The organism is Mangrovibacillus cuniculi (assembly GCF_015482585.1).
Lineage (GTDB): Bacteria > Bacillota > Bacilli > Bacillales > R1DC41 > Mangrovibacillus > Mangrovibacillus cuniculi.
Genome location: NZ_CP049742.1, coordinates 642372 through 668404, shown reverse-complemented (window position 1 = coordinate 668404; position 26033 = coordinate 642372). Strand labels below are relative to the sequence as shown.

Below are 26033 nucleotides of genomic sequence, written 5' to 3'. Positions count from 1 at the left end.
AATATAACAATGTTTTCAATTGTATAAAAACTACAACAAACTTAGCACGCATAAAAATGTGGTATTTCAGAATAATTATTCACGTTTATTCTACTATATTTTGTGCTGGTGTTTTAGAGTATACAATTGTTTATGCGAGGTGTACAATTTGAAATCTTTTCTTTATACTTTTTCGATTTCCATCTTTCTAGTATTTCTGTTAGTTTTCTTTTCAGATGGAGGATTTACCCTTTTAAATTTTGTCAATACTCTCTTTTATATAGGAGGAACTTCTGCTTTTATAGGTGTTTCCATCTACATTTTATCAAGTGGCTTTTTTGATTTAATGGCATATGGTGTAAAGAAAACATTTGCACCTAAAGCAGTGTTAGAAAATGATGATGAAAATCGATATCTCTCAGAGTTAATCACTCTCCCTTTTGGCTTTTTATTGTGGAACGGATTAGTGTTACTGATCCTAATGGGAATAGGAATTTATCTGTTGCACTCTTGATATTATGTACTAGTTTTTCTATACTATAAGTAAATATGAAGAGCGTAGATAGAGAGTAGTAATTATCCCCTCCTATAGAAGAGAGCTTGTGGTCGGTGCAAACAAGCATAGGAAGATAATGAATGGACTCTGGAGCATCTTTTGTGAACCTACACGTAGTAGCAAAAGACGTATCACCCTCGTTACGGGTAAGCTTGAGTGACTATGTTTATAGTACTTAGGGTGGTACCGCGGATGGAAACTCATTCGTCCCTAGATTTATGGGGACGAATGGGTTTTTTTCTTTGTTTACGCATCTTCTTAATAGGAGGAAACATCATGCAAAAGATTTTTTCAGGAATACAACCTAGTGGAACCATTACGTTAGGTAATTACATTGGCGCAATGAGACAGTTTGTGGAACTACAAGAACAATACGACTGTTACTTCTGTATTGTTGATCAACATGCCATAACAGTTCCTCAAGAAAAAAAGGAACTAAAGAAACAAATCAGATCACTTGCAGCTCTATACGTGGCAGTTGGATTAGATCCAGAAAAGGTAACTTTATTTATCCAATCGGAAGTACCAGCCCACGCACAAGCAGGATGGATGTTACAATGTTCCACTTATATGGGTGAATTAGAGCGAATGACACAGTTTAAGGATAAATCAGAAGGCAAAGCTTCTGTATCAGCTGGTTTGTTTACGTACCCTTCTCTTCAAGCAGCTGACATCCTTTTATATCAAACAGACCTAGTTCCTGTTGGGGAAGACCAAAAACAACATATTGAGCTTACAAGAGATCTAGCAGAGCGTTTCAATAACAAGTACAACAATATCTTTACTATTCCAGACATTCGCGTTCCTGAAGTTGGTGCTCGAATTATGTCCTTACAAGATCCTACTAAAAAAATGAGTAAGTCAGATGAAAATCAAAAAGCAGTCATTCGTCTACTGGATGATCCGAAGCAATTAGAAAAGAAAATTAAGAGTGCCGTAACGGATTCAGAAGGTGTTATCCGTTACGACAAAGAGAATAAGCCAGGAGTATCTAACTTACTGACGATCTACTCTATCCTAACAGGACGTTCTATTGACGATATTGTTCAATCTTATGAAGGAAAAGGATATGGAGACTTTAAAGGAGATTTAGCGAAAGTAGTAGTTGATTACTTTACTCCAATTCAAGAAAGATATCATGAACTAATTAATTCAGATGAACTAGATGCGATTTTAGATCGTGGTGCAGAAAAAGCTAACTTTGTAGCTAATAAGATGGTTCGAAAAATGGAAAAGGCGCTTGGGCTTGGGAGACATTAATATTTACAATACATGAATTTGTGCACAAACTTGCCGCCTGGAGGATTTATTTTAAGGATACTCAGGTAAGTACCGGCAACTTCACGTTGCCAATCCTGAGTTGTTACTAGTCACGTAACAAAAAACCACCGTTAGGCATTAATGCCATAACGGTGGTTTTTCATTTACGGACTGTGTTTCAACTTCCCAAAGTCTCTCGAAGAAAGGTTGCCCTTTAATCATTCTTTCACAAAGTAACACATGTTCTTTGCTCCATCCTGATTTAATTGCTGAATAGAATGGTGTCCACAGCTCTTCAAAAGATAGATGTTGAATGTTGCGGTACTGGTCTGGCTCCCACTCTGTAAACCAGTAGCGAAGTTCTGAAACATTTTTGCTTGTGTAAAGATGATCTAATGCCATATAAAGCAACTGTTTTAATTGACGTTCTTTTCGTGTTAATCCACGCATTTCTATTGGTGAGGGAGATAAAATATGATGCTCTTTTTTATACGCGTTTCTTGGAATTTCAAATCGTCTCGGTTCTTCTTGTTGAATCATTTCATACACCAGTTGTTCATGTCTTGGGATAATTCTGCTTTTACGAATAGGTATCTGATATCCAATCGTATCAATCGCTATAATTCGATTCCCATCTGTTAGCACACATGCGTAATCAACCGTTGTTCTCTCGTGATTTTTCCGTAAGTATGATTTTTGATAGATTTCTTCTAGTAATAATGCCGGAAGCTCTGAAAGGTCATTTTCTATATACTCGAATAGGTCTCTTGATATGTATAGTAGAGGTACTTGATCTAAGAGTTCAATGACATCTTCTCTTTTCCATTCGTGAAAATGACAAACGTTATAACCGTTTTCTTCCCCTTCAAACCAGTTTACCCATACGTCATGAAGATACTGCATGTCTGATCCCTCTCTTCCATGTTTATGTGGAACAGTATGAACAGAAATTAGTTAATTTATTCCTTTGATGGATAAATAGTGATTATGAATGGACCTAAAAAAATATGTGAATTACAAGAGAACAAGAGACTGCACAGGGATTTCCGCTGCAGGGGGACGCTTTCCACGGGGCGGGTTGCTGAGCCTCCTCGTCGCTGAAGTACGCGCTCCTGTGGGGTCTCAGTAACCCACCTTTCCCGTAGGAGTCGCCCCCTTCCGCTCCAATCCCTAAGAAAATATGGTTAATACCTTTTTAATCTGTAGTACTCTCATTTTTAATACATAGTTCTAAATCCTAAACACACAAAAACAGGTACACTCTATAAAGAATGTACCTGTCTTTACAATTCGTTTTATTAACGGAAAGATTTTGGGTTTAGTGCGTCCTTTAGACCTTCTCCGATGAAGTTGATACAAAGGATTGTTGTTGTTAATACTGCTGCTGGTGGAATCCAGATCCAGATTTTTTGTGCTAGAACATCTGGGCTTCTTGCTTCTTGCAGCATGTTACCCCAAGTTGGCGTTGTTAGTGGAACACCGAAGCCTAGGAAAGAAAGTGCCGTTTCTGCAACGATCATAGATGCTAGGATTAAGGTTCCGTTTACGATAATAGTAGAAAGCACGTTTGGAATTAGATGCTTCAAGATAACTTGGTGCGTCTTACATCCAATCGATACAGCTGCTAAAATGTACTCATTTTCTTTTTCCGCCATGATCTTACCACGTACCATACGTGCTACCCCACCCCAGCTCAGTAAACTAATTACTAAGATTAGGGAGATGATTCCCCCACCACCGAACGTTGCTTGTACAACGATTACGAATAGTAAGAATGGGAATGTCATGACAAAGTCTACGAATCTCATTAACACAGCATCCACTTTACCACCAAAGTACCCTGCCATTGAACCAACTAGTGATCCAATGATTAGAATAATTGAAGTGATCGAGAATGCTAACGTAAGGGAGATCTTTCCGCCGTGTAATAGTCTTGCAAACACATCTCTTCCTTGCTTATCAGTTCCTAGGATATATTCATCACCAGGTTGTTTACTTAATGCCATAATGTTCTGTTTAGCTGTTTCTTCCATTGGCATTGTTAATGGTTCTGCAAATATGGATAACCCAGCAATAAGTAACAATACAACCAGGGATCCCATTGCTAACTTGTTTCTTAAAAATTTCTTTCTTGCGATTGCCCATGGAGATAATCCTTTTGTCTGAGCAGGAGTACCACCAGTAGAAGGCGGTGTAGATGTTTGTATATTCACTTGAGGTTCCATCGAATTCTTTGCCTCCTTAATCTAAACGGATACGTGGATCAACCACACCGTATAGAAGATCTGATAGTAAGTTTCCTAGTAATGTAAAGACAGTTAAGATCATGGCAATCGCCATCATAACAGAATAGTCACGACCGTTTACTGCATCAATAAATAAGTAACCAATTCCTGGATAAGTAAAGATGGTTTCAATGATAATAGCTCCACCTAGTAATCCAGCAAAATCAAAACCTAATAATGTAACAATTGGAATAATAGAGTTTCTTAGAATATGAACGTTATAGATCTTAGACTCTTTCGTACCTTTTGCACGGGCTGTACGAACGTAATCTTTTCTAGCACTTTCGATAATATCGTTACGTAAATATTGTGTATAAGAAGCTGTGGAAAGTAAACCTAAAACTAAAGCTGGTAGCAACGTGTGTTTTAGCTTACTAACCCAATATCCAAATCCTGCTTCTACTCCAGAACCAACTGATCCAGTTGCTGGGAACCATTGAAGTTGGATTGAGAAGACATAAATACATACAATAGCAGCTACGAAACTAGGAATTGCTATTCCAAGGTAGTTAAATCCTGCTATCAAATTATCACCTAATGTATATGGTTTACGACCAGAGTAGCTTCCCATAATAAATGCAAAAATGTACGTAATAACTAAAGACATAACAGCTAGTAATAACGTATTGGGGATTCGAGATGCGATTAAATCGGATACTTCACGTTTGTGTCTAAATGATTCACCCAAATCACCTTGTACTAGGCCACCTACCCATCTTGCATATTGGACAGGTAATGGATCATTTAATCCAAGCTGTTCTCGCATATCAGCAATATAATGAGGATCTGAGTTAAGAGGATCAATTTTTCCTGACAGTGGATCACCTGGCATTGCTTTTGCCAAAGAGAAAATCACTACAGAAATTAAAAGTAGCATGGGGATCATGATAAGAATACGTCTAATCGTATATTGAAGCATGGCTTATTCTCCTTCTGTTTCAGTCTAGTCCATATCTCGCCTACTTTCATTTAAGCGATGGAATTTCCATAAGATGATGTGATTCAGCCATAAGGCTGAATCACCATCACAAGGTAAATCTATTATTCTGTAACAGACCATAAGTGGTAGTCAGATACACCGAATGGCGTTACTTCTACACCTTGAACGCGTTTGTTGATTGCCCAAGGGTCTACACGTTGTTCGAAGAAGATTACAGGAAGCTCTTCGTTAACAAGTTTTTGCCAGTCGTGGTAGATTGCAGTACGGTGCTCGATAACATCTTGACCTTCAGCTGGTAACGTTGTACCTTTTTTGATTAGAGCGTCAGACTCTTCGTTATACCATCTCCACATGTTCCAAGTATCCGTAGATAACCAGATACCAGCTGGATCTGGATCAGCCGCTAGACCCCATGCACCCATGAACGTTTCAACAGATGGATCATCTGCTTCGATTGTGTCATAGAATAAGTTGAACTCTTTAAGAGCTCCACCGTTAAGTTGTGCTTTAATTCCAACTTCACCCCAAGATTGGATGATGAATTGTGCACGTGCTTCTGATGTTTCTGCTCCGCTCATTGCGTCGAAGTTTACAGAGAATTGTTCTCCTTTTGGATCTTCACGGAAACCGTCTCCATCCTTATCTACATAACCAGCTTCATCAAGAAGTGATTTTGCTTTTTCCACGTCATACTCGTACGTATTGATTTCGCTATCTGGAATAGCAGCCCATGAGATGGATGGGAATGGCGCGTTAAGCGGTTTACCAAGTCCATTAGCAAATGCATCAATGAACGCTTGACGATCAAGTGCATGCGCTAATGCATGACGTAGTTTCTTTTCTTGGAATTTAGGGTTGTCAGATACAACCATACCTTTATCGTGATCATATTTACCCCAATCAAATGCGATGTAACTATAGGACATTGCATCAGCTGTTACAGGGTTTACGTTTTCTAGAGTAGAGATTGTAGCCCATTGATCTTTTGGTGCTTCAATGATATCGATTTCACCATTTTGGATTAAACCTTGTGCAAGCGCTCCGTCGATGATTTTATAAACTACACCATCAAGTTTTGCTGCACCTTGCCAGTAGTCTTCATAGCGCTCAAGTTCAACGCTCTCACCTGGAGTGATAGATTTGATTTTGAATGGTCCAACCCCAATAGGAGTTTGACGAACTTGTGCAGAAGCTGCTAAATCAGCAATAGCTACACCTTCATAGTGGTGCTTTGGCTCTGGAATTGTCCATAGATTTTCAACTAGTACAACAGATGGTTCTTTAAAGTTAACTGTGAAGCTGTAGTCATCATGAACTTCAACCCCAGAGATAGTCTCAGCAGTTCCTTCTTTATACTCATCAATACCAACGATGTTTGATACGTTTGCGAAACGAGGTCCAGTGTAGTCTTTGTGACCGATGATTTCCCAAGCGAACACCATATCTTTCGCTGTTAGCTCTACACCATCGTGCCATTTAACACCTTGTTCTAGAGTAAACTTAACAGATTTGTAGTCTTCTGCAACTTCCCAAGAAGCTAAATTAGGAACAGCTACTAGCTCGTCATCTAATTGAGTTAAGCCTTCATGCATGAATTGAAGAATATTTGCATCATCTTCCCCTTCATAGAACGCATAAGATAATACTCCAGCAAATGGTTGTGTGTAACCAAATGTTACTGTACCGCCTTCGACTGCAGCTGGCTCTTCCGTTGTACCTTGACCATCATCCGCTGGCTTTTCAGGCGTTGCAGCCGGTTCTTCACTACATGCAGCAAGGAATGCTGATAATGCTAGTACACTAGTACCTAAAGTTAATAATGATTTCTTTTTCATTGTATTTTTCCCCCAGAATGTTTTTAAAATTTAATAAAGTACACAAGCTACACTATGGCCCGGCTTCACCTCCTTTAAGGCTGGTCTTGCTGCCTTGCACTCCTCTCGTGCCTCTGGACAACGAGTATGGAATGGACAACCAGTTGGTGGATTTAATGGGCTCGGAACATCCCCTTCTAAGACAATACGTTGTTTACGTTTGCGTGGGTCTGGCTCCGGTATAGCTGAAACCAATGCTTTCGTGTAAGGATGCAAAGGTTCTTTATATAAGCTATCTTTATCAGCAAGTTCCACCAACTGACCAAGATACATTACTCCGATACGATCACTCATATGTTTTACAACACTTAAATCATGAGCAATAAATAAGAATGTTAAGTTGAATTCATCTTGTAACTCTTTTAAAAGGTTTAGTACTTGCGATTGAACGGAAACATCTAGTGCAGAAACCGGCTCATCCGCAATAATAAGTTTTGGCTTTAGCGCTAACGCACGAGCGATCCCGATACGTTGACGCTGACCACCGGAGAATTCATGAGCATATTTATAGTAAGACTCTTCTGGAAGACCTACTCTTTGTAGAAGTTCTTTCACTTCGCCTTCTAGTGATTTCATGCTCTTTTTTGTAAAGTTTCTAATAGGTTCGGATACAATGTCTCCTACCATTTGCATTGGGTTTAGAGAAGCATATGGATCTTGGAACACCATTTGAATATCTTGTCGAATTTCTCGTAACGTCTTTCCTCTTAAACTAGTAATATCTTTTCCATCAAACTCAATGGCACCTTCAGTAGGTTTAATTAGTCGCATAATTGTTCGTCCTGTTGTAGACTTACCACAACCGGACTCCCCAACTAGTCCCAAAGTTTCTCCTTCTAGTATTTCAAAAGAAACTCCATCAACGGCTTTCACATGACCTACAGTCTTTTTTAAGATTCCGCCTTTTACAGGGAAATGAGTTTTTAAATTTTTAATATTTAATAATACTCTTTTACCTTCAACTACTTTTTCTTCAAGATTTACTGTCATCGCGCTGCTGCTCCTTCCTTCTGTTGACTAGTCTCATAAAGTAAACAAGCTACATCATGATTTGCTTCAACTTCACCAAGAGCAGGTGTTACTTGTAAGCACGACTCCATTGCCTTCGGACAACGGTTAGCGAAACGGCAACCAACCTCTGGCATATTTTTTAGTGAAGGAACAATACCACCAATGGAACTTAACGTTTCTACTTCTTCGTCCATTTTTGGAATAGCTCCTAACAGTAACTCTGTATAAGGATGCTTAGGGTTATGGAATAGTGTATCTACGTCTGCACGTTCTACGATTCTGCCAGCGTACATAACTACTACTTCATCACACATTTCTGCTACAACACCTAAGTCATGAGTAATTAAAATGATGGACATTTCATTTACTTCTTGAATTTCTTTAAGTAGTTCTAGGATCTGTGCCTGTACCGTTACATCAAGCGCTGTTGTAGGCTCGTCAGCGATTAATAGTTTTGGTTGTAGTGCAATTGCGATTGCAATCATTACACGCTGTCTCATACCACCAGAAAGTTGGTGAGGATACTCATCAACGATTTTATCTGGGCGAGAAATACCTACTGATTTCAATAAAGCAATACTTTTTAATCTAGCTTCTTTTTTTGAGATGGATAGATGGTTGAATAAGACTTCCTCTATCTGATAACCAATCGTGAACACTGGATTTAAAGATGTCATTGGTTCTTGGAAGATCATAGAGATATCTTTTCCGCGAAGCTTTAACATGTCTTTTTCCGTTTTACCTGCAAGGTCTTGACCTTCAAAGTCAATTTGACCACCTTTTATTTCACCAATACCTTTTGGTAATAATCTCATTACGGATAAAGACATTACACTTTTACCGCAACCAGATTCTCCAACAATTCCTAGTATTTGGCGTTTTTTAACATTGAAGGAAACGCGATCTACTGCGTTGTAATATTTACCATCGATTTTAAAAGCTGTTTCTAGGTCTTTTACTTCTAGGAGTGTTTCGTTAGAAGTACCTTTTCTTGCAACTGTCATGAGATCACCTCAACCGCTAATTTTCTGTCAATTCGTAACATTTGAATAAAATATTATTACAGATATATTACACTTGCAACACTTTTTTGAAAATTTAAAAGTTTCTTTCTAGGAAAAAACAAGAAAAAGCCCAATATAATGGGCTTTTCCTACATAAAAAAATTTTTCAAAGAAAATGTTTAGAATCTAGTGATAACGCTATCTTTGTCGAAAAAGCATTCTTTTCCTGATACCTATCTACTAGCCAATACCCTAATTCATACCCTAAATATTTTCCATAATTACCCTTACCGAAGAGTATTTCGTCATGAATTTTACTGTTTTTCTTTTCATCTATGTTTGGAAGAATATACTTATTCCACATTTCTAACGCTTCTTCTTTAGATAACTTTGTTTTATATTGAACAAAGTTATCTCCACAATATTCTCTCACAGCATGTTCGGCTAGTCCTTCCATTACACATGAATCTAGCAAAGTAAAATTCTCTATCGTTTTTGGAAGTTTATTTAATCTCTGATAATGATGATATTCGTGAACAAACAGCGCTTCTAGTTTTTTTCCATTAATTTGTTCTGCAGGTAAGAATAAGAACACTGCCTCTTTAAATGTTGCCCCTCCTGCAACATGACTCTTGTTACTTTTTAAATATTTAGCGGAAATTGGATATATATAAATAGGACAATCTACTCCACTCCACTCACCTTTATATTTAGATTCAAAATAACGGATTTTCTCCCACCATTTTTGTTCTTCCATCTTTTCTATTATTTCTTCTAAAGAAGATACTCTTTGATCCATTCCATAAAAAGATAGCTGCTTTAATTGTTTTTGGAATGGAGTAGGTAGTTTATGTACTAAAGAAGTACGCATATATTCGTTCGTTGGAATTACGGTCACCATAGCCACTCCTCTCTTTCCTTCATAGATATGACAAAACCCGCTTTCCAATGAAAGCGGGTTTTAAAGAAAGAAGTTATATCTTTCTAAATATGATGGATGCGTTATGTCCACCAAATCCTAGAGAGTTACTTAATCCAACTTGCACATTACGTTCTTGTGCTTCATTTGGTACGTAATTCAGATCACAATCTGGATCTTGTTCTTGCAGGTTAATCGTTGGTGGAACAATGTTGTCACGGATACTTAAAATAGTGGCAATAGCTTCAACACCACCAGCAGCTCCAAGTAAGTGCCCAATCATCGACTTCGTTGAGCTAACTGCTAATTTGTAAGAATGCTCTCCAAACACAGACTTGATTGCTGCTGTTTCAAAACGATCGTTATAAGGTGTGCTTGTTCCATGAGCATTAATGTAATCTACCTCTTCTGGCTCTAATCCTGCATCCTTGATTGCCATCTTCATTGCCCTAGCTCCACCTTCACCCTCTGGAGAAGGAGCAGTGATATGGTAGGCATCTCCAGTACAACCGTATCCTACAATCTCTGCATAAATGGTAGCTCCTCTAGCTAGTGCTGTTTCATACTCTTCTAGAACTAAAATCCCAGCACCTTCTCCAATAACAAATCCGTCTCTATTTTTATCAAACGGTCTACTTGCACTATTAGGGTCGGGATTTGTGGATAAAGCCGTATTTGAGCTGAACCCAGCTAGACTCATGTTCGTGATTGGCGCTTCTGCACCACCAGTAATCATGGCATCTGCATCTCCTCGTTGAATTACCTTAAAGGCATCTCCAATAGAGTTAGTACCTGTTGCACATGCTGTTACTGTACACGAGTTAAATCCTTTCGCTCCGAGCATGATAGAAACTTGTCCAGTAGCCATATCTGGAATCATCATTGGTACAAAGAAAGGACTCACTCTCTTGTAACCACGGTTTAGAAAATTTTGATGTTGTTGTTCAAATGTTTCCATACCACCAATGCCAGAACCAATCCAAACACCAACGCGTTCTGCATTTTCCTCTGTAATTTCTAATCCTGCATCTTTTACCGCCATCATTGATGCTGCAATAGCATAATGAGTGAAACGATCCATTTTACGTGCTTCTTTACGTTCTACATATTCTTCTATAGAAAAGTCTTTTAATTCCCCAGCAACTTTTGCAGGGAAATCGTCTGGGTTTAATCTCGTAAGTGGACCTATACCACTTTCGCCGTTTTTCATTTTCGTCCAAGTTGTTTCTGCATCATTCCCTAAAGGGGTAACTGCTCCGACTCCTGTTACGACTACTCTTCGCTTCATTATGGTGAGCTCCTTTCACTAGTTACGTTATTTTTCCCATGTAAGAGCTACCGCTCCCCATGTCAATCCTCCGCCGAATCCAACAAGCACTACTTTATCATCTTTTTTAATTTTACCGTTCTTTACTTCTTCATATAAAGAAATCGGTATCGACGCTGCAGATGTATTACCATATTTATGAACTGTTTTAGACATTCTTTCTTCTGGTAGATCCAGACGTTGTCTAGCAGCCTCCATGATTCGAATATTGGCTTGATGAGGAATTAAGAAATCGACATCCTCTTTTGACCATCCAGCTTTCTCTGTTACTTTTACACAAGAATCACCCATTTGTCTAACCGCAAACTTGAATACCTCTCGCCCGTTCATAAAAATGGTGTCTTCTGGAGTTTGGTATAGATACTTTCCTCCAGTTCCATCAGAACCAAGGTCAAAAGCAAGTAATCCTTTTCCTTCTTCTGTTTTACCGATTATGACTGCTCCCGCTCCATCTCCAAATAAAACTGCAGTATTACGATCATTCCAATCAATAATCTTTGAAAGTTTTTCAACACCTACTACTAAAACATAATCATATGTCCCCATATCCACAAATTGTTTTGCAGTAGCCATTGCATACATAAATCCTGAACATGCTGCACTCACATCCATTGCAGCCGCACCGTTTGCTCCTAATTGCTCTTGAAGCATACAAGATACTGTTGGAAATGGTTGATCAGGTGTAACGGTTGCTACAAGTATTAAACCAATTTGGTCAGGAGATATGTCAGCATCTTCCATCGCTTCTTTCGCAGCTCGAAAGGCAAGGAAGGATGTATCTTGCTCATCTAACGCTATTCTTCTCTCTTCTATACCAGTTCTAGTACGAATCCATTCATCAGATGTATCCATAATTTTTTCTAAATCTTTATTCGTTACAGTATTTTCTGGAACATACATCCCAATACCTTTTATTCCTGCACCCATTCCATACACCTCTCTTTTATTGTATATGTACTATTATGACTTGGTACTAATTTTAAAGGATAAGAACTTGCTATGCAACTATTTTATTTATCTATCTCTTTAGTTAAATGTCTAACTCACAAATGAAAAGCTGCATATTGTATGCAATAGGAGGTGTTGACATGACAGAAAAAAAGAATATTTTTGATCAGCTTATGGGAGCAAAATATACACGTGGAAATCAAGAAGTAAATCAAGTTGAAGAGCCTTCCGAACATTCAGAAGAGGAACTGCTCAATCAAGTTCCTCTTCCGAAGTGGTTGGAAGATGTCGATATGGACCAGTTATTAGAACACGGCACAACCCTATATTCTAGTTATGAAGAGTTGAAGCCGTATATTAAGAAGTACGGCCCCAAAATATTGTCTTACTTAGCAGAAAAGATTGAAAAATCATAGAGGTTGGTGCGTTTGAAGTTTTGGTTGGTATCTTGGTTTCTTTTTTGTATATGCCAAGGGACCATAAAGTCCTTTTTCCTCTTTTCTATCCCTTGGAGCATGATCATTAATACAAAGGAGACTCATCTAAGGGCAAGCCACATCACGTGGCTAACGATGAGTTGTTACTGGTCACGTAACAAAAAAACTACGAAGCAAGTCATAACGCTGACCTGCTCCGTAGTTTTATTTCGGTAATTCACCTGTTTTTTTATACTTTTCTACATATTGGTTTAATTGCTCTGTAAAGTCTTCTTCTAACAGCGGGCTAAATTGTCCTAACGAAATCACTCCGTCTTGCATGTCAAAAGATAGACTCCCATGCTGCAGTTTATCTTCCATATATTGCTTAGCTACAAGGTCATATAGTTTATCAACATGTTGAATCGTACTTGTTAGCACCATTGTTTCGCTTATATCAGCTTGATCAGAAACATATCCTATGGCGTAGTTACCGTCTTCTTTTACTTTTTCAATGACAGGAATGTTAAAACCATCGCCTGCTGGATAAAAAACATCTGTATTCGTTTCCTTTGTAATAGATTGTAGATGAGTCATCGCAACTTCTTCGTCATCCCAATCTTCTGTAAAGTAAGCATGTACTTTTGTTTTAGGATTATGATATTTAGCTCCATCAATAAATCCCTCTACCTCTGGTTGCCAAGGAAAGGCAGCAATTACCGCTATTTCTTGAGAAGAAGAATGCTCGGCAGCGACCATTCCTCCAAAATACCCCATCGCATACCCTTCAAAGGATAAAGTTGTGGTGTTTTCTTCTGTTGCTTCTCCGTTAAAAGAAATAAAATGAATTTCTGGATATGTAGAAGCTATTTCATTAAATATATCAACATACTCATTTCCATGTCCGAAGATTAACGTAACGCCCTTATTATGTAGTTCTTGAACAGAGTTTTTAATATCTATTTCTTTGACAATCTCTTCTTTATAAAACACTTCAAAGCCGTAACGTGACTGTAATTTTAAGAGTCCTTTATATCCCTTTGTTCCCCATACCTGATCGTTAACCGTATTTGGTACCAACAATCCTACTTTCTGTTTTTCCTCATCTGATGAAATGACAGAGCATCCAGAAAGTATGAAAAGGAGAAAGCTAAGGACAAGATTCATCCTAGTTTTCTTCATCCGTTACTCCTTTCGTTTATTCAAATTAAACAAGCAATTAACTAGTTAATTTGGAAAGAATATCGACTTATCGGTAACACGACAAACACAATAAGTCGATGTTCCATACTACTTGAAATAAATAACCTACATGATATTGTACCTTTAACAAACTAAATAGAAAAGAAGAAAAATGTCTTTTCACTTCTTTTTATCAATTCGAATTTCTAATTCTTTACTCTCTCTTGCAGATGATAAACTCAAACAATACGTATCACCTGGTTTCAAATTCTTTATGTTGGCAACGATAAAATCACTAATTTTATCATCAAAGTTTTCTAATGAGCGTTCAATAGGTAAATCAATCTTGATTGCATTCTTATTGTTTTCTTTGTACGTTAAGAAAGAATTCTCAATTGTCCACTTGTGGTTATACGCGTTTTCCTCTTCATCCGATACCTTAAATAAAGCATTTCTCCCATAATACATCCAAAATTCGTTTTCTAATTCTTGTGTAGACGTTACTGCATGTACCTCTTCTCCTTCATTTAATAGGGAATGGATTAATTTTTTACCTACTAAAGATAACGGGTGATGAATTTCATGTACCATGTGAGTTCCTCCAATTTAAAGCACTTTTTCAAATTTCCTCATGAAATAGATCATTTTTCTCATTAGTAAGATTCTTTTCTCTGGCATGATATAATGAAACTCCGTTGTTAAACCGTTACTGGTTCTTTTTTCAAAAATGGTTTTCACATGAGCAATTTGCCCTTCATACTTACCTCTTTCTACTATATGTGCTATGAATAGTGGATTATCTCCAACAGACCAATTATTTTCAAGAATTGTACTAATTGAACCCATCGTACTTTCTACTGATTGTTGATGCGCTATACTAACCTCTTGCAACCACCTTTTAAAAAACAGACGTTGGTGTTTCTCTTGTTCCGCGTAATGTCTTAAGGATACACAAGGAGACACGATACATATGCTACGTATTTTATCGGAAAGCTCATGCAATAACTTTGGTAGTAGTAAGCTTCCCATGCCTTCTGTAATAATGTGGATGCGATGGTTTAAAATTTCTGTTTTTATCATGTATTTATACAATAAAATTACTAGTTCAGCTGCCTTATCGCTACCCCAATGTTTTCCGTACAAATTAGATGTAAAAACGGTGTATCCGGCGTCTAATAATTCTTCAAGCATTTGATTTCGTCCATAATGTTGTAGCCAAAAGCTAGATTTTTCATCTACAAAATGCTGGGTGTCACCAATTATGAGAACACCAAACCCACTAGGTTTCTCCGGATAATGGACGATGCACCATTCATTAAATAGCTGAAATGTGCGCTGTTCCATTTGCGTTCCCTCATTTACAGTAAAAGTCCATTTAGTATATGAAGGCGCTTAAAAAACGTGTCTTTTTATTATGTAATGTGGTAGGATTATGGACAGATACTATTTCTATTGATAGACGCAAAGAGGTGAACAAGGTGAAATTCTTCTTTACATTTTTTTGGACATTCTTGTTAGTTCAAATGGCTACATACGTTGTTAGCTCTATGAGTGGTTCTCCATTTAACTATGTTATTGGAAGCATCGTTGCGGTAGCAGTTACACTCCTACTTTTCATCATTTCTTCCATAATTCCTAACGAAGAAGTTCAGCATTAAAAAAAAACTGTGCTACGAAAATTAGCACAGTTTTTTTTATGACGACATTTATATTTTATCTGTGGTAAACTTCCTAAGGTATCTTTATACTTTAGGTTTATACGTCCATACACGATCATCGTTGGATGTTTCAGGGAATCGATCTCCCGCTCTAAGTTTTACTTGTTTAGGGTGTTGAACCATACTTCCAGTTTCACCAATTTCCACATACATTCCGTTGTTAGGTGCTTTTTGACCAGACTTAAATTGATGTGCTTGTCCCATTTTCCTCTCTCCTTCTCCTGTGAGATAGTATTAGGATAAGCAATCTACACATAACTATTCATGAACTTGGAGGTAACAATGGAAACAAACATAATTGAGGTTTTAAAATATTTATTATTAGGGCTTTTTCAAGGTTTTACTGAGCCTATCCCTATTTCATCTAGTGGGCATTTACAGTTCGCGCAATACTTTTTAGGAATTGAAATTGACGGGCTATCTTTTGAGTTATTCGTAAATACTGCTTCCCTGCTAGCTATTTTAGTTATTTATCGGGAGGATTTAGTAAGACTAACGGTAAATGGGATAGGATATCTTCGAACAAAAGATGTGGAAAAAAAAGATGACTTTCAGTTTATTCTATACTTAATCGTTGGAACAATCCCTGCTGCGGTAATAGGTGTATTATTTGGAGATGTTTTTGAAAGTTTATCAAGTAGAATATATCTCGTTGCCTTGTCGTTAATTGTTACAGGTATCGCATTGTTCTTAATTAGAAATTTACGCGGAAAGCGTGGAGATGCAAGTTTAACGATAAAAGATGCCATTATTATTGGTTTAGCCCAGTGTGTGGCATTAATGCCTGGAATCTCTCGCTCTGGAGCTACCATTGTTGCTGCTATGGCTCGAGGGTTAAAGCAAGAAACAGCTTTGAGATATTCTTTTCTTCTATTTATCCCAGTGAGTCTTGGCGGAACTGTTCTTTCCTTTTCAGATATTTTAGGTGACCCTGATTTTAATTCCAAGTGGTTACTATATGTCGTAGCATTTATTGGATCATTTGTCGCTTCTTATTATTCCTTGAAATGGTTTATGGGAATTATGGCTAAAGGAAATCTAATTTACTTTGCAATCTACTGTTTTATCGTAGGACCAATTATTTTCTTCCTTACTATATAAGAAAAAGGTTACCCAATTTAATTGTTGGGTAACCTTTTTTCTTATCTAATCCCTAATGCAATTTTCGCATAGCGGGACATGTTATCTTTTGTCCAAGGCGGATTCCAGACAATATTAACATCCGTTTCTTTTACTTCAGGAATGTCGTTAAATGCTGCTTTAATTTGATCGACGATAGTACCTGCTAATGGACATCCCATAGATGTTAGCGTCATTGTAACTGTCGCTACTCCTTCTTCATTTACATCCACATCGTAAACAAGTCCTAAATTGACAATATCAATATTTAATTCAGGATCAACCACTAGTTCTAGGGCACCCATTAAACTCTCTTTTAATTCTGCATCCATTCCTATCACTCCTTTATCTTTTTATATGATAACAAAGATTTCGTGTAAACAAAAGGAAACGGTTTTAGCTTAGATGTTAGACGTCTAGTAAAAAAAAGAGTACACTTTAATGGACTAGAGATCGGTAACTATTTATACAGGAGGGCGTTTTTATGGAAAAGCACTTAATATGTTTAGATTTAGACGGAACATTATTGACGGATGAAAAGGTCATTTCCCCTTACACAAAAGCAGTACTAAAAGAACTTCAACATCAAGGACATGAAATCATGATCGCCACAGGAAGACCTTTTCGAGCAAGCGAAATGTATTATAAAGAGTTAGAATTAACTACACCAATTGTCAATTTTAATGGAGCTTTTACGCACCATCCACAAGATGATTCGTGGGAAGCAATACATACTACTATTGATTTACAAACCGTTCACCAAATCGTGAAAGCATGCGAAGACTTTTCATTCCATAATATGTTAGCGGAAGTAAAAGATCATGTGTTTATTCATTATCATGATGAAAAATTACTGAGTATTTTTTCTGAGAATTCTTCCAGTTTACAGACTGGACCAATCCAAGAAATCTTAACAGAAAATCCCACATCTCTCTTAATACATGCGGATGAAGAAGATGTGCCTTCTATAAGGCAACATTTGAGCAATGTCTATGCTGAAGTAGTAGATCATCGTCGCTGGGCTGCCCCATGGCATGTCATTGAAGTTATCTCTAAAGGAATGAATAAATTTGAAGGGATTAAAAAAGTAGCTATGCATTATGACATCCCTCATGATCGAATTATTGCATTTGGTGATGAGGATAATGATTTGGAAATGCTTACGTTTGCAGGAACTGGCCTTGCAATGGGAAATGGTACGGAAGAAGTAAAAGCTGTTGCAAATGAAGTAATTGGTTCTAACGAAGAAGATGGTATTGGTAACTATTTAGCAGAACGATTTTCCATAAACATCTAAAATCTTGGCATTGTTTGGAACGGTTAACTTTAACGCTAAGATCCATACTAAGTTAGGAACAGGTTAACTGTTCAAACTTGAAGAGGCGGTGTTGATCATGGGAAAAGGTAAAGGATCAAGAAGATTTAGCATTGATTCGAAAAACGCGGTTCAATTGCACGATCAAAAGTTTCCTTATCATATGACCTATGCGGAAGCAGAAGCCATGAAGCTTAGCTCAAATGCTAACTCAATAGAAAATCTCGGAGGTGGGAACTAATGGGCAACCAATTATTCCAACAGGCAAAACAACATGTCGAAGAAGCATGTCAGTGTGCTACCGGTAACCGAGATTCTTTTGAAAAGGCTTATGCCAAAGCGCAAAACTCTCTCTCAAGTGCATTTGCCAACTCCACAGATGCTGAGAAAAAGCAGTTACAAGCATACCAGAATGAACTGGATACACTTGTATAAATCTTTTTCCTTCATGTAAGCTAATGCCAAAAGCCATCCAATGCTTAATTATTGGATGGCTTTTTGAATTTTATTAGGTAAATTCTTTTTATTTAGGAAGTTCTTTCTTCCTTCGTGAGTTTTAGACGCCCTTATTCTCTCCTCGCATGCAACTTTCTCTTCCTTCGTGAGTTTTAGACGCCCTTATTCTCTTCTAGCATGCAACTTTCTCTTCCTTCGTGAGTTTTAGACGCCTTTATTCTCTCCTCGCATGCAACTTTCTCTTCCTTCGTGAGTTTTAGACGCCTTTATTCTCTCCTAGCATGCAACTTTCTCTTCCTTCGTGAGTTTTAGACGCCTTTATTCTCTCCTCGCATGCAACTTTTTCTTCCTTCGTGAGTTTTAGACGCCTTTATTCTCTCCTCGCCACTCATTTCCTCTACCCAGGTGACTATAGAGCTCTTCTATTCTCTTCTCAACACTCATTTCCTTGCCCCAGATGAGTATAGAACGCTTCTATTCTCTCCTCAACACTCATTTCCTCACCCGAGTTGAGTTTAGGCACTAGTTATCCTTACGAAAGAATCCAAATACTCCAGTCGTCTGCACTATATTAGTAAACGCATTTGGATCTACTTCCTTAATAATTTGTTCCAAGTAATAAAGCTCATAACGAGTGATAACCGTAATCATCATTTCTTTCTCTTCTCTACTAAAAGCACCTCGTGCAGGGACAACTGTAATTCCTCGCGTTAATTTTGCATGAATAGCCTTTTGCAATGCGTCCGTTTTCTTTGTAATGATCATTGCTGTTAATTTCTCATGTCTAGTATGAATAGCATCAATTACACGTGTCGAAGCGTATAACGTTACTAGTGTGTAAAGAGCTTTCTCCCAGCCGAACACCTCTCCTGCAGTTACAATAATTACTGCATTCAGAAGAAAGAAATAGATTCCCACAGGACGATCATTTAACCTCGATAAGAACATTGCTACAATATCCATACCACCAGTAGATCCACCATACCTAAGTGTTAATCCAACTCCAATTGCAGCAATAACTCCTCCAAAAACCGCGTTAAGAAGGATATCTGGGGAAAGCTGTTGAACAGGTATAATCTCTAGGAATAAAGAACTAAAAAATACCGAAATAGCACTGTAAATAGTAAATGCTCTCCCTAACTTCATCCAAGCTAAAATAGTTACAGGTATATTTAAGAGTAATAATAAAATACCAGTAGATAAAGAAATGTCCGTAAATTTTGCTAAGATACCTGATATTAACTGAGCAAGACCAGTAAATCCGCTAGCGTAAACATTTGCAGGTATTAAGAAAAAGTTCATTGCAATCGCATTTAATATAGCTCCAATAATAACAATCACAAACGTTTTTCCGTATGTATTCCATATAGTAGACAAATAATTCTCCTCCTTCTTTCCAGTCAATCTAGGAATTATACAAGATAATTATGATATACTTCAATATATAACTTGTCCTAATTTAGGCAAAACACTTGAACTGAACTCATAATCAATAAACTATACGTTTAGCTTATCCAAAAAGGAGGATGACCATGACTTTACAATTACTTGCTGATAGTGCTTGTGACCTACCCTTATCATTTTTCAAAGATAATAACGTCACCTTATTACCATTAAGTGTACAAATTGAAGAAAATCATTATTTAGATTTGGTGACAATTCCACCAAAACAAGTTTTTGAAGAAATACGAAATGGCGCTCTTCCAAAAACTTCACAAGCTTCACCTCAAACCATGCTAGAGGAATTTACTAAATTAGCTCAAACAAATACATCAGGATTATACATAGCTTTCTCATCTGAACTATCTGGAACTTATTCTACTGCTGTCATGGTAATGGAACAAGTGAAAGAAGAGCATCCAAACTTAGACTTAACTATTATTGATACGAAGTGTGCCTCTTTAGGTCATGGCTTACTAGTCAAACACGCCGTAGAAATGCTAGAAAAAGGAAAACAAAAGGAAGAAATCATTTCTGAGATTTCCACATTAGCTCCAAAAATGGTCCATTTGTTTACCGTAGAAGACCTCGAATTCCTTGCAAGAGGTGGGCGAGTATCCAAAGCATCTGCTTTTGTAGGTGGTTTACTAAATATTAAGCCACTTTTACATGTGGAAGATGGGAAATTGGTTCCGCTAGAAAAGATTCGAGGGAAGAAAAAAGTATTAAAACGCATGGTTGAACTTGCGGTAGAAAGAGGTATCACCACTTCCACTGGACCGATAGCAATTAGCCACGGAGACGAAGAAGAAACAGCTCTTCAATTAAAAGAACTACTTCAGGGAGTGGTAACTGACCGTGAATTCTATATCAACACATTAGGCGCATCCGTAGGTTCACATGCTGGTCCTGGTACGTTAGCTCTCTTTTTCATTCCAAGTAACTAACTTCCATGCATAGTCATAGCAGAACATTCCATAATAAGAACATCTTATAAAATGGAGGTTTTGACATGTCACATACATCTGATAACGATAAAAAAGCGAAAGATAACCAAGCAAAACAAGAGCAAAAAAATCAGCAATATCAAGAAAATGCGCAACACGGTAAACATTCTTATTCCAAAAAACCCGATCATCTATAAACACATTAAACACTCTAGGGTTCCCCAGAGTGTTTTTTCATAGGAGGTACAAAAAATGACTAAAGTTGTCATCGTAGGTGCAGTTGGCGGAGGCGCTACAGTAGCTAGTCAAATAAGACGTTATGACAAAGAATGTACAATAGACATCTTTGAAAAAAACGGATATGTGGCTTTTTCCAATTGCGGAATGCCTTATGTAGTTGGTGGAGTGGTGGAAGATAGAGAAGAAATTATCCCTGATCCGGAAGATTTCTCTAAGAAATATGATGTACGATTACATCTCCATCATGAAGTCATAGATATTCAACGTGATTCAAAGGCCGTTATTGTGAAAAATAATACGACAACTTTTGAAATACCTTATGACACGCTTATTTTATCACCTGGTGGTCATGCTGTATTACCTGACATTCCAGGTAGTACTCTTCCTCACTGCTTTAGATTAAGAACTATTGAACAGATGGATCACATTCTTCAATACATAAAGGAAAACACACCAATATCCGCTGTCATTGTGGGTGGTGGAGCAATAGGTGTAGAAATGGCTGAAGCACTTCAATTACTGCAGATTGAAACCACTATCATTGAACGAAATAAACATGTTATGAGCAGACTAGACCCTTTTATATCAGAAGGTTTAGCAAAAGACTTAGAATCTAAAGGTATCTCAATCATTACGGAAGATGAAGTGATAGAAGTTACTGAGGATAATCAAGTAGCAACTAAACATAACGGCAACTTACAAGCGGATATGGTCCTTTTTTCCATTGGAATTCAACCAAATACTGATTTAGCTAAAAAAGCAAATCTCACAATCGGTGAAACTTCAGGTATCAAAGTAAATAATGTTGGGCTTACCAGTGATCCGAGCATTTATGCACTTGGAGATGCTGTGGAAGTTATCCATACCGTAACTAATCAACCTTTTAGAGTTCCATTAGCTTGGCCGGCTCACAGACAAGCATTTGTTATTGCCAATAATATAGCAGGAAACAACATTGCCTATAGCGGTTCGCAAGCAACTAATATTGTAAAAGGCTTTGATTACGTTGTCGCTTCAACGGGTGCCACATCATCCCAGCTGAAAGAAGCCAACATCCATTTCGGCAGAATAGAACATGAGTCTAAACAACATGCTGGATATTACCCTGGTGCACATCCTATTAGAATAGTAGTGTTTTTTGACAAAGCGACAATGAAGATTTTAGGAGCACAAGTTGGCGGAACCACAGGTGTCGATAAACGAATTGACGTATTGTCTGCCTTTATCTTATTAGGTGGTACAGTAGATCAGTTAGCTCAATTGGAAATTGCTTATGCTCCCCCTTCTCTTCTCCAAAAGATCCACTGAATATTGTGGGCTATAAATCACTTGATGTGTAAGAGCATTTTGAACCCAAAAAGGCTGGGACAAAACCCGAAAGTGACTGCACTGGGATTTCCGCTGCAGGGGGACGCTTTCCACGGGGCGGGTTGCTGAGCCTCCTCGTCGCTGAAGAACACTCCTGTGGGGTCTCAGTAACCCACTTATCCCGTAGGAGTCGCCCCCTTCCGCTCCAATCCCAAAGATATTTTCTGTAAAATCACTATCTCTGCAGAATTATTAACAAAAATACAAATTAAAAAGATACATTCGCTTTTTTGGAATGTACCTTTTTGATTTTTGTCCCAGTCTCTTTTTATTAAATCTTAGAGCATGATTCTCTACAAACAATATTATAAGGAACAATAATTCGTTTCGTAGGTTCTGTAGGGTTCTCTACCTTTTGAATGATACTTTTACCAGCTTGGTAACCAAGGTCAAAGATATTAATATCCACAGAAGTGATCCCTGGAGAAGCCATTTCCGCAAATAACACGTTGTTAAACGAAACAACAGAAATATCTGTTGGCACTTTTACCTTCACTTCAGACAAAGTGTTTAACACACCTAACGTCATTAAATCATCAATAACCACAAGAGCAGTAGGTGGTTCCTCTAGAGCTAATAACTCACAAACCGCCTCTTGGCCACCTTCTTTTAGAAATTCTTCATAAAGAATGTACTCTTCTTTCAACGCAATCCCGGCATCTGATAGCGCTTTCTCGTAACCTAAAAGACGTTCGACAGTTACGACTAGTTCACGATTACCTCCGATAAAAGCAATACGCTCATGACCTAATCCTAACAAATATTCTGTTACATCTTTTGCAGCTCGGAAGTTATCGTTATCAACATGTGTAATTTCTTCCACAAACTCATACGGCTTTCCAATCATCACAAATGGGAAATGGCGTTCACGTAAGTACTGTAGTACACGGTCTTCTACGCGTGAATATAGTAATACTACTCCATCCACTCGTCCACCTTGTACCATTTGAACGACACCCTCGTAAATCTCCTCATCCGTTTGGCCTGTGGTTAATTGCACTGCGTATTGTTTCTCATGTGCTGCTTCACTTATCCCACGCAATACAGTAGGGAAGAATGGATTTTGAAAGAATACATCCGTTGAACCAGGAGTAATTAAACCTAATACCTGTGTAGATTGATTTGCTAGGCTTCTTGCAATAAAGTTTGGATGGTATCCAAGTTCTCTCATTGCTTCCCTTACTTTTTCTTTTGTCTTTTCACTAATTCTAGGGTTATTTGCAATCACCCTAGAAACAGTTGACGGTGCTACATTAGCTAATTTCGCTACGTCTTTTATGGTAATCCCCATGTTCATCCCCCTTGCCAAAGCTAATTACTCCATTAACTAGCTTGTTTCTTCCCCTTTTTCTTTACAATGTATAAGAAAACCATAAAGAGTACGTATACACCTACTAGTACTATTGCATACCAATAATTAATCCCTCGATCTTCAAAAGGCTCATAAATTTGGCTTGTTTCACGTTCTAATGTAATTTTATACTCTCCATTTTGTTCTTTCACTGTATCTGTTGCTAGCAAGCCTTTCCATGAAAGGTTTCCCCCTACTGCATCTGCAGAAATAGCAACCGTTTTTGTTTCAGACGTATCATTAATTGCAATCAACATTGTTTCATCTTCGGTAAATCGCTTATAAACAGCTACACCCATTTCTTCCGTGATTAATCCCATATCTCCTCTTCTTAACGGTTCATGCGTATCACGTAACTGACTTAGTGTGCTGATATAATCAATTAGATCTTCATCGATATTAAATTGCATCATTCTTCTATTATCAGGATCATCTGCGCCATTTAGTGCAATTTCACTACCATAATAAATAATTGGTATTCCTGGAATTGTGTACATGTACGTTAGCGCTTGTTTCCACCTTGTCCCTGGAAACTGTTGCTTAGCAGTCATTTCCCACGTCATTCTTTTCATATCATGGTTATCAATGAAAACACCCATTTTGTAGGGATCTTGGTAAAACGATTTACTATAATTCCACATCGTAAATAATCGTTCCATTGACTGATCTGGCTCACTAAATACTTTTCGTAATTCCTGGTTTAAAGGAAAGTCAACAAATCCATCAATACCAGTGTCCATATATTCTGCAATGTATCTAGGGTCTTCAGACCAAACTTCTCCAATAAGATAAAAGTCTTCTTTTTCTTCTTTTACCGCTTTAGAAAACTTTTGCCAAAATGATTTAGGGACATGTTTAACCGTATCAAGTCGATAACCGTCCACGTCAAATTCATTAATCCACCACTTAGCGTTATTTAATAAATATTTTTCTACTTCAGGATTCTCTTGCGCTAAATCTGGCAAATCATAAATCCAACCATTTTCTACATCGGTTTGATTTTTATCATTAGTTATCCCTTTTTGTTCATGGAACCAAGAAGTTTTTGCAGGGTCATTCGCCCAAGGATGGTTAGGTCCAACATGATTGACCACAAAATCTAACAAAACTTTCATGTCACGCTTATGAGCTTCATTGACAAGCTCCTTAAGTTCTTCTTCGGTACCGAAGTGTTCTTCTACCCCATAGAAGTCTTCAATCCAATACCCGTGGTAACCTCCAGGCTCATTATTAAAGACTGGTGTTAGCCAGATTGCGGTAAAACCCATCTCTTTTATATAATCTAATGAATTAATAATACCCCTAAAGTCTCCACCGTGATAAGCTCTTGGATCATCTCGGTTTACTGCAATATCATTTGACTGATCCCCATTAGCAAAACGATCCACCATTAAGAAGTAAATTCGTTCGTCCTGCCACGTTCTTTCTTCTTCTTCAAGCGCTGAGACACTCGGCGCGTAAAAAAGAAGAAACGGGATCAAAAGAAGAGTAAGTACTCTTTTTTGCATCTCCGCTTCCCCCATTTTCTAAATTAATTAACCCTTTGTTCCTCCAGCCGTTAGTCCTGAAACGAAGTAACGTTGGAAAGATAAGAATAGAATTGCAATCGGAATTGCGATCAGTACGGAACCAGCAGCAAATGTTGTAAACTCTGCTCCGAACTGCTTTGCTACCATGTTGTAAAGACCTACTGCTAAGGTGTATTTACTTTCTGAACGAAGTAAGATACTAGCAACAATGAAGTCTGTGAACGGTGCAATGAAGGAGAATAGAGCGATAACTGCTATGATCGGTTTAGCAAGTGGCATAACGATTTGTATGAAAATACGCAAATGCCCTGCTCCATCTATTTTAGCTGACTCGTCTAACTCTTTCGGAATTGTATCTAAATACCCCTTCATTAACCATGTATTCATTGGAATTGCTCCACCAACGTAGAACAAGATTAAACCTAAGTGAGTGTTTAATAATCCTGTAAGTCTTGCAAGGATAAAGATAGCAATTAATGCTGCAAAGTTAGGAATCATTTGTAGAATAAGGAATGTTAATAACCCATTTTTTCTACCAACAAAACGGTACCTTGAGAATGCATATGCTGTAAAACTAACCATAATTACGGTAAAGATCATCGTAAGTGTGGAAATTTTTAAAGAGTTTGCATACCAAATCAGATAATCACTTTGTTCTCTATCAAATAACTTCTCATAATGAGCTAGTGTAGCATTTTCAGGAATTATACTTGAACCTGATAAACTTTGACCTGGATTAAAGGAAGATCCAATAATCCAAGCTAGTGGGTACAAAATTATTGCAAACATAAATGCAACGACTAAATACGACAACGTGAGACGAACGATTTTCTGCGTTTTATAACTCAT

General features: G+C 37.7%; 29 protein-coding genes and 1 other annotated feature. Of the genes, 11 read left to right on the top strand and 18 right to left on the bottom strand.

Annotated elements, in window-relative coordinates:
- Nucleotides 1-148: 148 nt before the first annotated feature.
- A complete protein-coding gene (locus G8O30_RS03420; protein ID WP_239673593.1) occupies nt 149-493 on the top strand; it encodes a DUF3899 domain-containing protein in 345 nt (114 codons plus the stop codon).
- 36 nt (nt 494-529) lie between these two features.
- Nucleotides 530-750 (top strand) — a binding site (T-box leader).
- A gap of 58 nt (nt 751-808) precedes the next feature.
- Entirely contained in the window at nt 809-1795 is a 987-nt protein-coding gene (gene trpS / locus G8O30_RS03415; protein WP_239674481.1) for a tryptophan--tRNA ligase, read from the top strand.
- Nucleotides 1796-1933: 138 nt separating this feature from the next.
- On the opposite strand, the gene G8O30_RS03410 is transcribed toward trpS, so the two are convergent.
- From G8O30_RS03410 to G8O30_RS03370, 9 genes are all read right to left on the bottom strand, one after another.
- Nucleotides 1934-2698 carry a YjbA family protein gene (locus G8O30_RS03410; protein WP_239673592.1) on the bottom strand — a complete coding sequence of 255 codons (765 nt, stop codon included), beginning with the start codon at nt 2696-2698 and terminating at the stop codon, nt 1934-1936.
- Nucleotides 2699-3093: 395 nt separating this feature from the next.
- Nucleotides 3094-4020: an oligopeptide ABC transporter permease gene (gene opp4C, locus G8O30_RS03405; RefSeq protein WP_239673591.1), complete on the bottom strand. Its 927-nt coding sequence runs from the start codon at nt 4018-4020 to the stop codon at nt 3094-3096.
- 16 nt (nt 4021-4036) lie between these two features.
- Nucleotides 4037-4999 (bottom strand): oligopeptide ABC transporter permease, encoded by a 963-nt coding sequence (opp4B, locus tag G8O30_RS03400; protein ID WP_239673590.1) that lies wholly within the window; start codon nt 4997-4999, stop codon nt 4037-4039.
- Nucleotides 5000-5121: 122 nt separating this feature from the next.
- Entirely contained in the window at nt 5122-6855 is a 1734-nt protein-coding gene (gene opp4A, locus G8O30_RS03395) for an oligopeptide ABC transporter substrate-binding protein (protein ID WP_239673589.1), read from the bottom strand.
- A gap of 30 nt (nt 6856-6885) precedes the next feature.
- Entirely contained in the window at nt 6886-7884 is a 999-nt protein-coding gene (locus G8O30_RS03390) for an ABC transporter ATP-binding protein (RefSeq protein WP_239673588.1), read from the bottom strand.
- Nucleotides 7881-8909 (bottom strand): ABC transporter ATP-binding protein, encoded by a 1029-nt coding sequence (locus G8O30_RS03385; RefSeq protein WP_239673587.1) that lies wholly within the window; start codon nt 8907-8909, stop codon nt 7881-7883. Before G8O30_RS03385 ends, G8O30_RS03390 begins: the two co-directional genes overlap by 4 nt.
- A 166-nt stretch (nt 8910-9075) precedes the next feature.
- On the bottom strand, nt 9076-9810 hold the full coding sequence (locus G8O30_RS03380; protein ID WP_239673586.1) for a DUF2268 domain-containing putative Zn-dependent protease: 735 nt from the start codon (nt 9808-9810) through the stop codon (nt 9076-9078).
- A 73-nt stretch (nt 9811-9883) separates the two neighbouring features.
- Complete coding sequence (fabF, locus tag G8O30_RS03375; RefSeq protein ID WP_239674480.1) at nt 9884-11119, bottom strand: beta-ketoacyl-ACP synthase II; 1236 nt, start codon at nt 11117-11119, stop codon at nt 9884-9886.
- Nucleotides 11120-11143: 24 nt separating this feature from the next.
- Complete coding sequence (locus tag G8O30_RS03370; protein ID WP_239673585.1) at nt 11144-12082, bottom strand: beta-ketoacyl-ACP synthase III; 939 nt, start codon at nt 12080-12082, stop codon at nt 11144-11146.
- A gap of 161 nt (nt 12083-12243) precedes the next feature.
- On the opposite strand from G8O30_RS03370, the gene G8O30_RS03365 reads away from it, so the two are divergent.
- Nucleotides 12244-12519, top strand: coding sequence for a hypothetical protein (locus G8O30_RS03365; protein ID WP_239673584.1), 276 nt, complete (start codon nt 12244-12246; stop codon nt 12517-12519).
- 225 nt (nt 12520-12744) lie between these two features.
- On the opposite strand, the gene G8O30_RS03360 is transcribed toward G8O30_RS03365, so the two are convergent.
- The 3 genes from G8O30_RS03360 to G8O30_RS03350 all read right to left on the bottom strand — a co-directional run bounded on the left by G8O30_RS03360 (nt 12745) and on the right by G8O30_RS03350 (nt 15045).
- Entirely contained in the window at nt 12745-13701 is a 957-nt protein-coding gene (locus G8O30_RS03360; protein WP_239673583.1) for a BMP family ABC transporter substrate-binding protein, read from the bottom strand.
- 180 nt (nt 13702-13881) lie between these two features.
- On the bottom strand, nt 13882-14292 hold the full coding sequence (locus G8O30_RS03355) for a hypothetical protein (protein WP_239673582.1): 411 nt from the start codon (nt 14290-14292) through the stop codon (nt 13882-13884).
- A gap of 15 nt (nt 14293-14307) precedes the next feature.
- Nucleotides 14308-15045: a hydrolase gene (locus G8O30_RS03350; protein ID WP_239673581.1), complete on the bottom strand. Its 738-nt coding sequence runs from the start codon at nt 15043-15045 to the stop codon at nt 14308-14310.
- A 134-nt stretch (nt 15046-15179) separates the two neighbouring features.
- On the opposite strand from G8O30_RS03350, the gene G8O30_RS03345 reads away from it, so the two are divergent.
- Nucleotides 15180-15359, top strand: coding sequence for a DUF2929 family protein (locus G8O30_RS03345; RefSeq protein ID WP_239673580.1), 180 nt, complete (start codon nt 15180-15182; stop codon nt 15357-15359).
- 84 nt (nt 15360-15443) lie between these two features.
- Here G8O30_RS03345 and G8O30_RS03340 read toward each other — a convergent pair whose 3' ends face one another.
- On the bottom strand, nt 15444-15623 hold the full coding sequence (locus G8O30_RS03340; protein ID WP_239673579.1) for a YjzC family protein: 180 nt from the start codon (nt 15621-15623) through the stop codon (nt 15444-15446).
- A 78-nt stretch (nt 15624-15701) separates the two neighbouring features.
- Between G8O30_RS03340 and G8O30_RS03335 the strand changes: the two genes are divergently transcribed.
- Complete coding sequence (locus tag G8O30_RS03335) at nt 15702-16520, top strand: undecaprenyl-diphosphate phosphatase (RefSeq protein WP_239673578.1); 819 nt, start codon at nt 15702-15704, stop codon at nt 16518-16520.
- A gap of 41 nt (nt 16521-16561) precedes the next feature.
- On the opposite strand, the gene G8O30_RS03330 is transcribed toward G8O30_RS03335, so the two are convergent.
- Nucleotides 16562-16870 carry a metal-sulfur cluster assembly factor gene (locus G8O30_RS03330; RefSeq protein WP_239673577.1) on the bottom strand — a complete coding sequence of 103 codons (309 nt, stop codon included), beginning with the start codon at nt 16868-16870 and terminating at the stop codon, nt 16562-16564.
- A 152-nt stretch (nt 16871-17022) separates the two neighbouring features.
- Here G8O30_RS03330 and G8O30_RS03325 point away from each other — a divergent pair, with 152 nt between their 5' ends.
- The 3 genes from G8O30_RS03325 (at nt 17023) to G8O30_RS03315 (ending at nt 18288) form a co-directional block, all read left to right on the top strand.
- Nucleotides 17023-17835, top strand: coding sequence for a Cof-type HAD-IIB family hydrolase (locus tag G8O30_RS03325; RefSeq protein WP_239673576.1), 813 nt, complete (start codon nt 17023-17025; stop codon nt 17833-17835).
- A 97-nt stretch (nt 17836-17932) separates the two neighbouring features.
- Nucleotides 17933-18094, top strand: coding sequence for a hypothetical protein (locus G8O30_RS03320; RefSeq protein WP_239673575.1), 162 nt, complete (start codon nt 17933-17935; stop codon nt 18092-18094).
- Nucleotides 18094-18288 carry a DUF3813 domain-containing protein gene (locus G8O30_RS03315; protein WP_239673574.1) on the top strand — a complete coding sequence of 65 codons (195 nt, stop codon included), beginning with the start codon at nt 18094-18096 and terminating at the stop codon, nt 18286-18288. The genes G8O30_RS03320 and G8O30_RS03315 overlap by 1 nt, the downstream gene beginning before the upstream one ends.
- A gap of 543 nt (nt 18289-18831) precedes the next feature.
- Here the strand turns inward: G8O30_RS03315 and G8O30_RS03310 are convergent.
- A complete protein-coding gene (locus G8O30_RS03310; RefSeq protein ID WP_239674479.1) occupies nt 18832-19677 on the bottom strand; it encodes a YitT family protein in 846 nt (281 codons plus the stop codon).
- 164 nt (nt 19678-19841) lie between these two features.
- On the opposite strand from G8O30_RS03310, the gene G8O30_RS03305 reads away from it, so the two are divergent.
- The 3 genes from G8O30_RS03305 (at nt 19842) to G8O30_RS03295 (ending at nt 22244) form a co-directional block, all read left to right on the top strand.
- Complete coding sequence (locus G8O30_RS03305; protein WP_239673573.1) at nt 19842-20696, top strand: DegV family protein; 855 nt, start codon at nt 19842-19844, stop codon at nt 20694-20696.
- 65 nt (nt 20697-20761) lie between these two features.
- Nucleotides 20762-20893 carry a DUF3941 domain-containing protein gene (locus G8O30_RS03300; protein WP_239673572.1) on the top strand — a complete coding sequence of 44 codons (132 nt, stop codon included), beginning with the start codon at nt 20762-20764 and terminating at the stop codon, nt 20891-20893.
- A gap of 55 nt (nt 20894-20948) precedes the next feature.
- Complete coding sequence (locus G8O30_RS03295; RefSeq protein ID WP_239673571.1) at nt 20949-22244, top strand: FAD-dependent oxidoreductase; 1296 nt, start codon at nt 20949-20951, stop codon at nt 22242-22244.
- 331 nt (nt 22245-22575) lie between these two features.
- On the opposite strand, the gene G8O30_RS03290 is transcribed toward G8O30_RS03295, so the two are convergent.
- From G8O30_RS03290 to G8O30_RS03280, 3 genes are read right to left on the bottom strand one after another with little or no spacing between them, the layout of a single operon-like run.
- Nucleotides 22576-23595 (bottom strand): LacI family DNA-binding transcriptional regulator, encoded by a 1020-nt coding sequence (locus tag G8O30_RS03290; protein WP_239673570.1) that lies wholly within the window; start codon nt 23593-23595, stop codon nt 22576-22578.
- A gap of 32 nt (nt 23596-23627) precedes the next feature.
- Nucleotides 23628-25163 (bottom strand): alpha-amylase family glycosyl hydrolase, encoded by a 1536-nt coding sequence (locus G8O30_RS03285; RefSeq protein ID WP_239673569.1) that lies wholly within the window; start codon nt 25161-25163, stop codon nt 23628-23630.
- A 27-nt stretch (nt 25164-25190) separates the two neighbouring features.
- Nucleotides 25191-26033, bottom strand: a complete 843-nt coding sequence (locus G8O30_RS03280; protein ID WP_239673568.1) for a sugar ABC transporter permease — start codon at nt 26031-26033, stop codon at nt 25191-25193.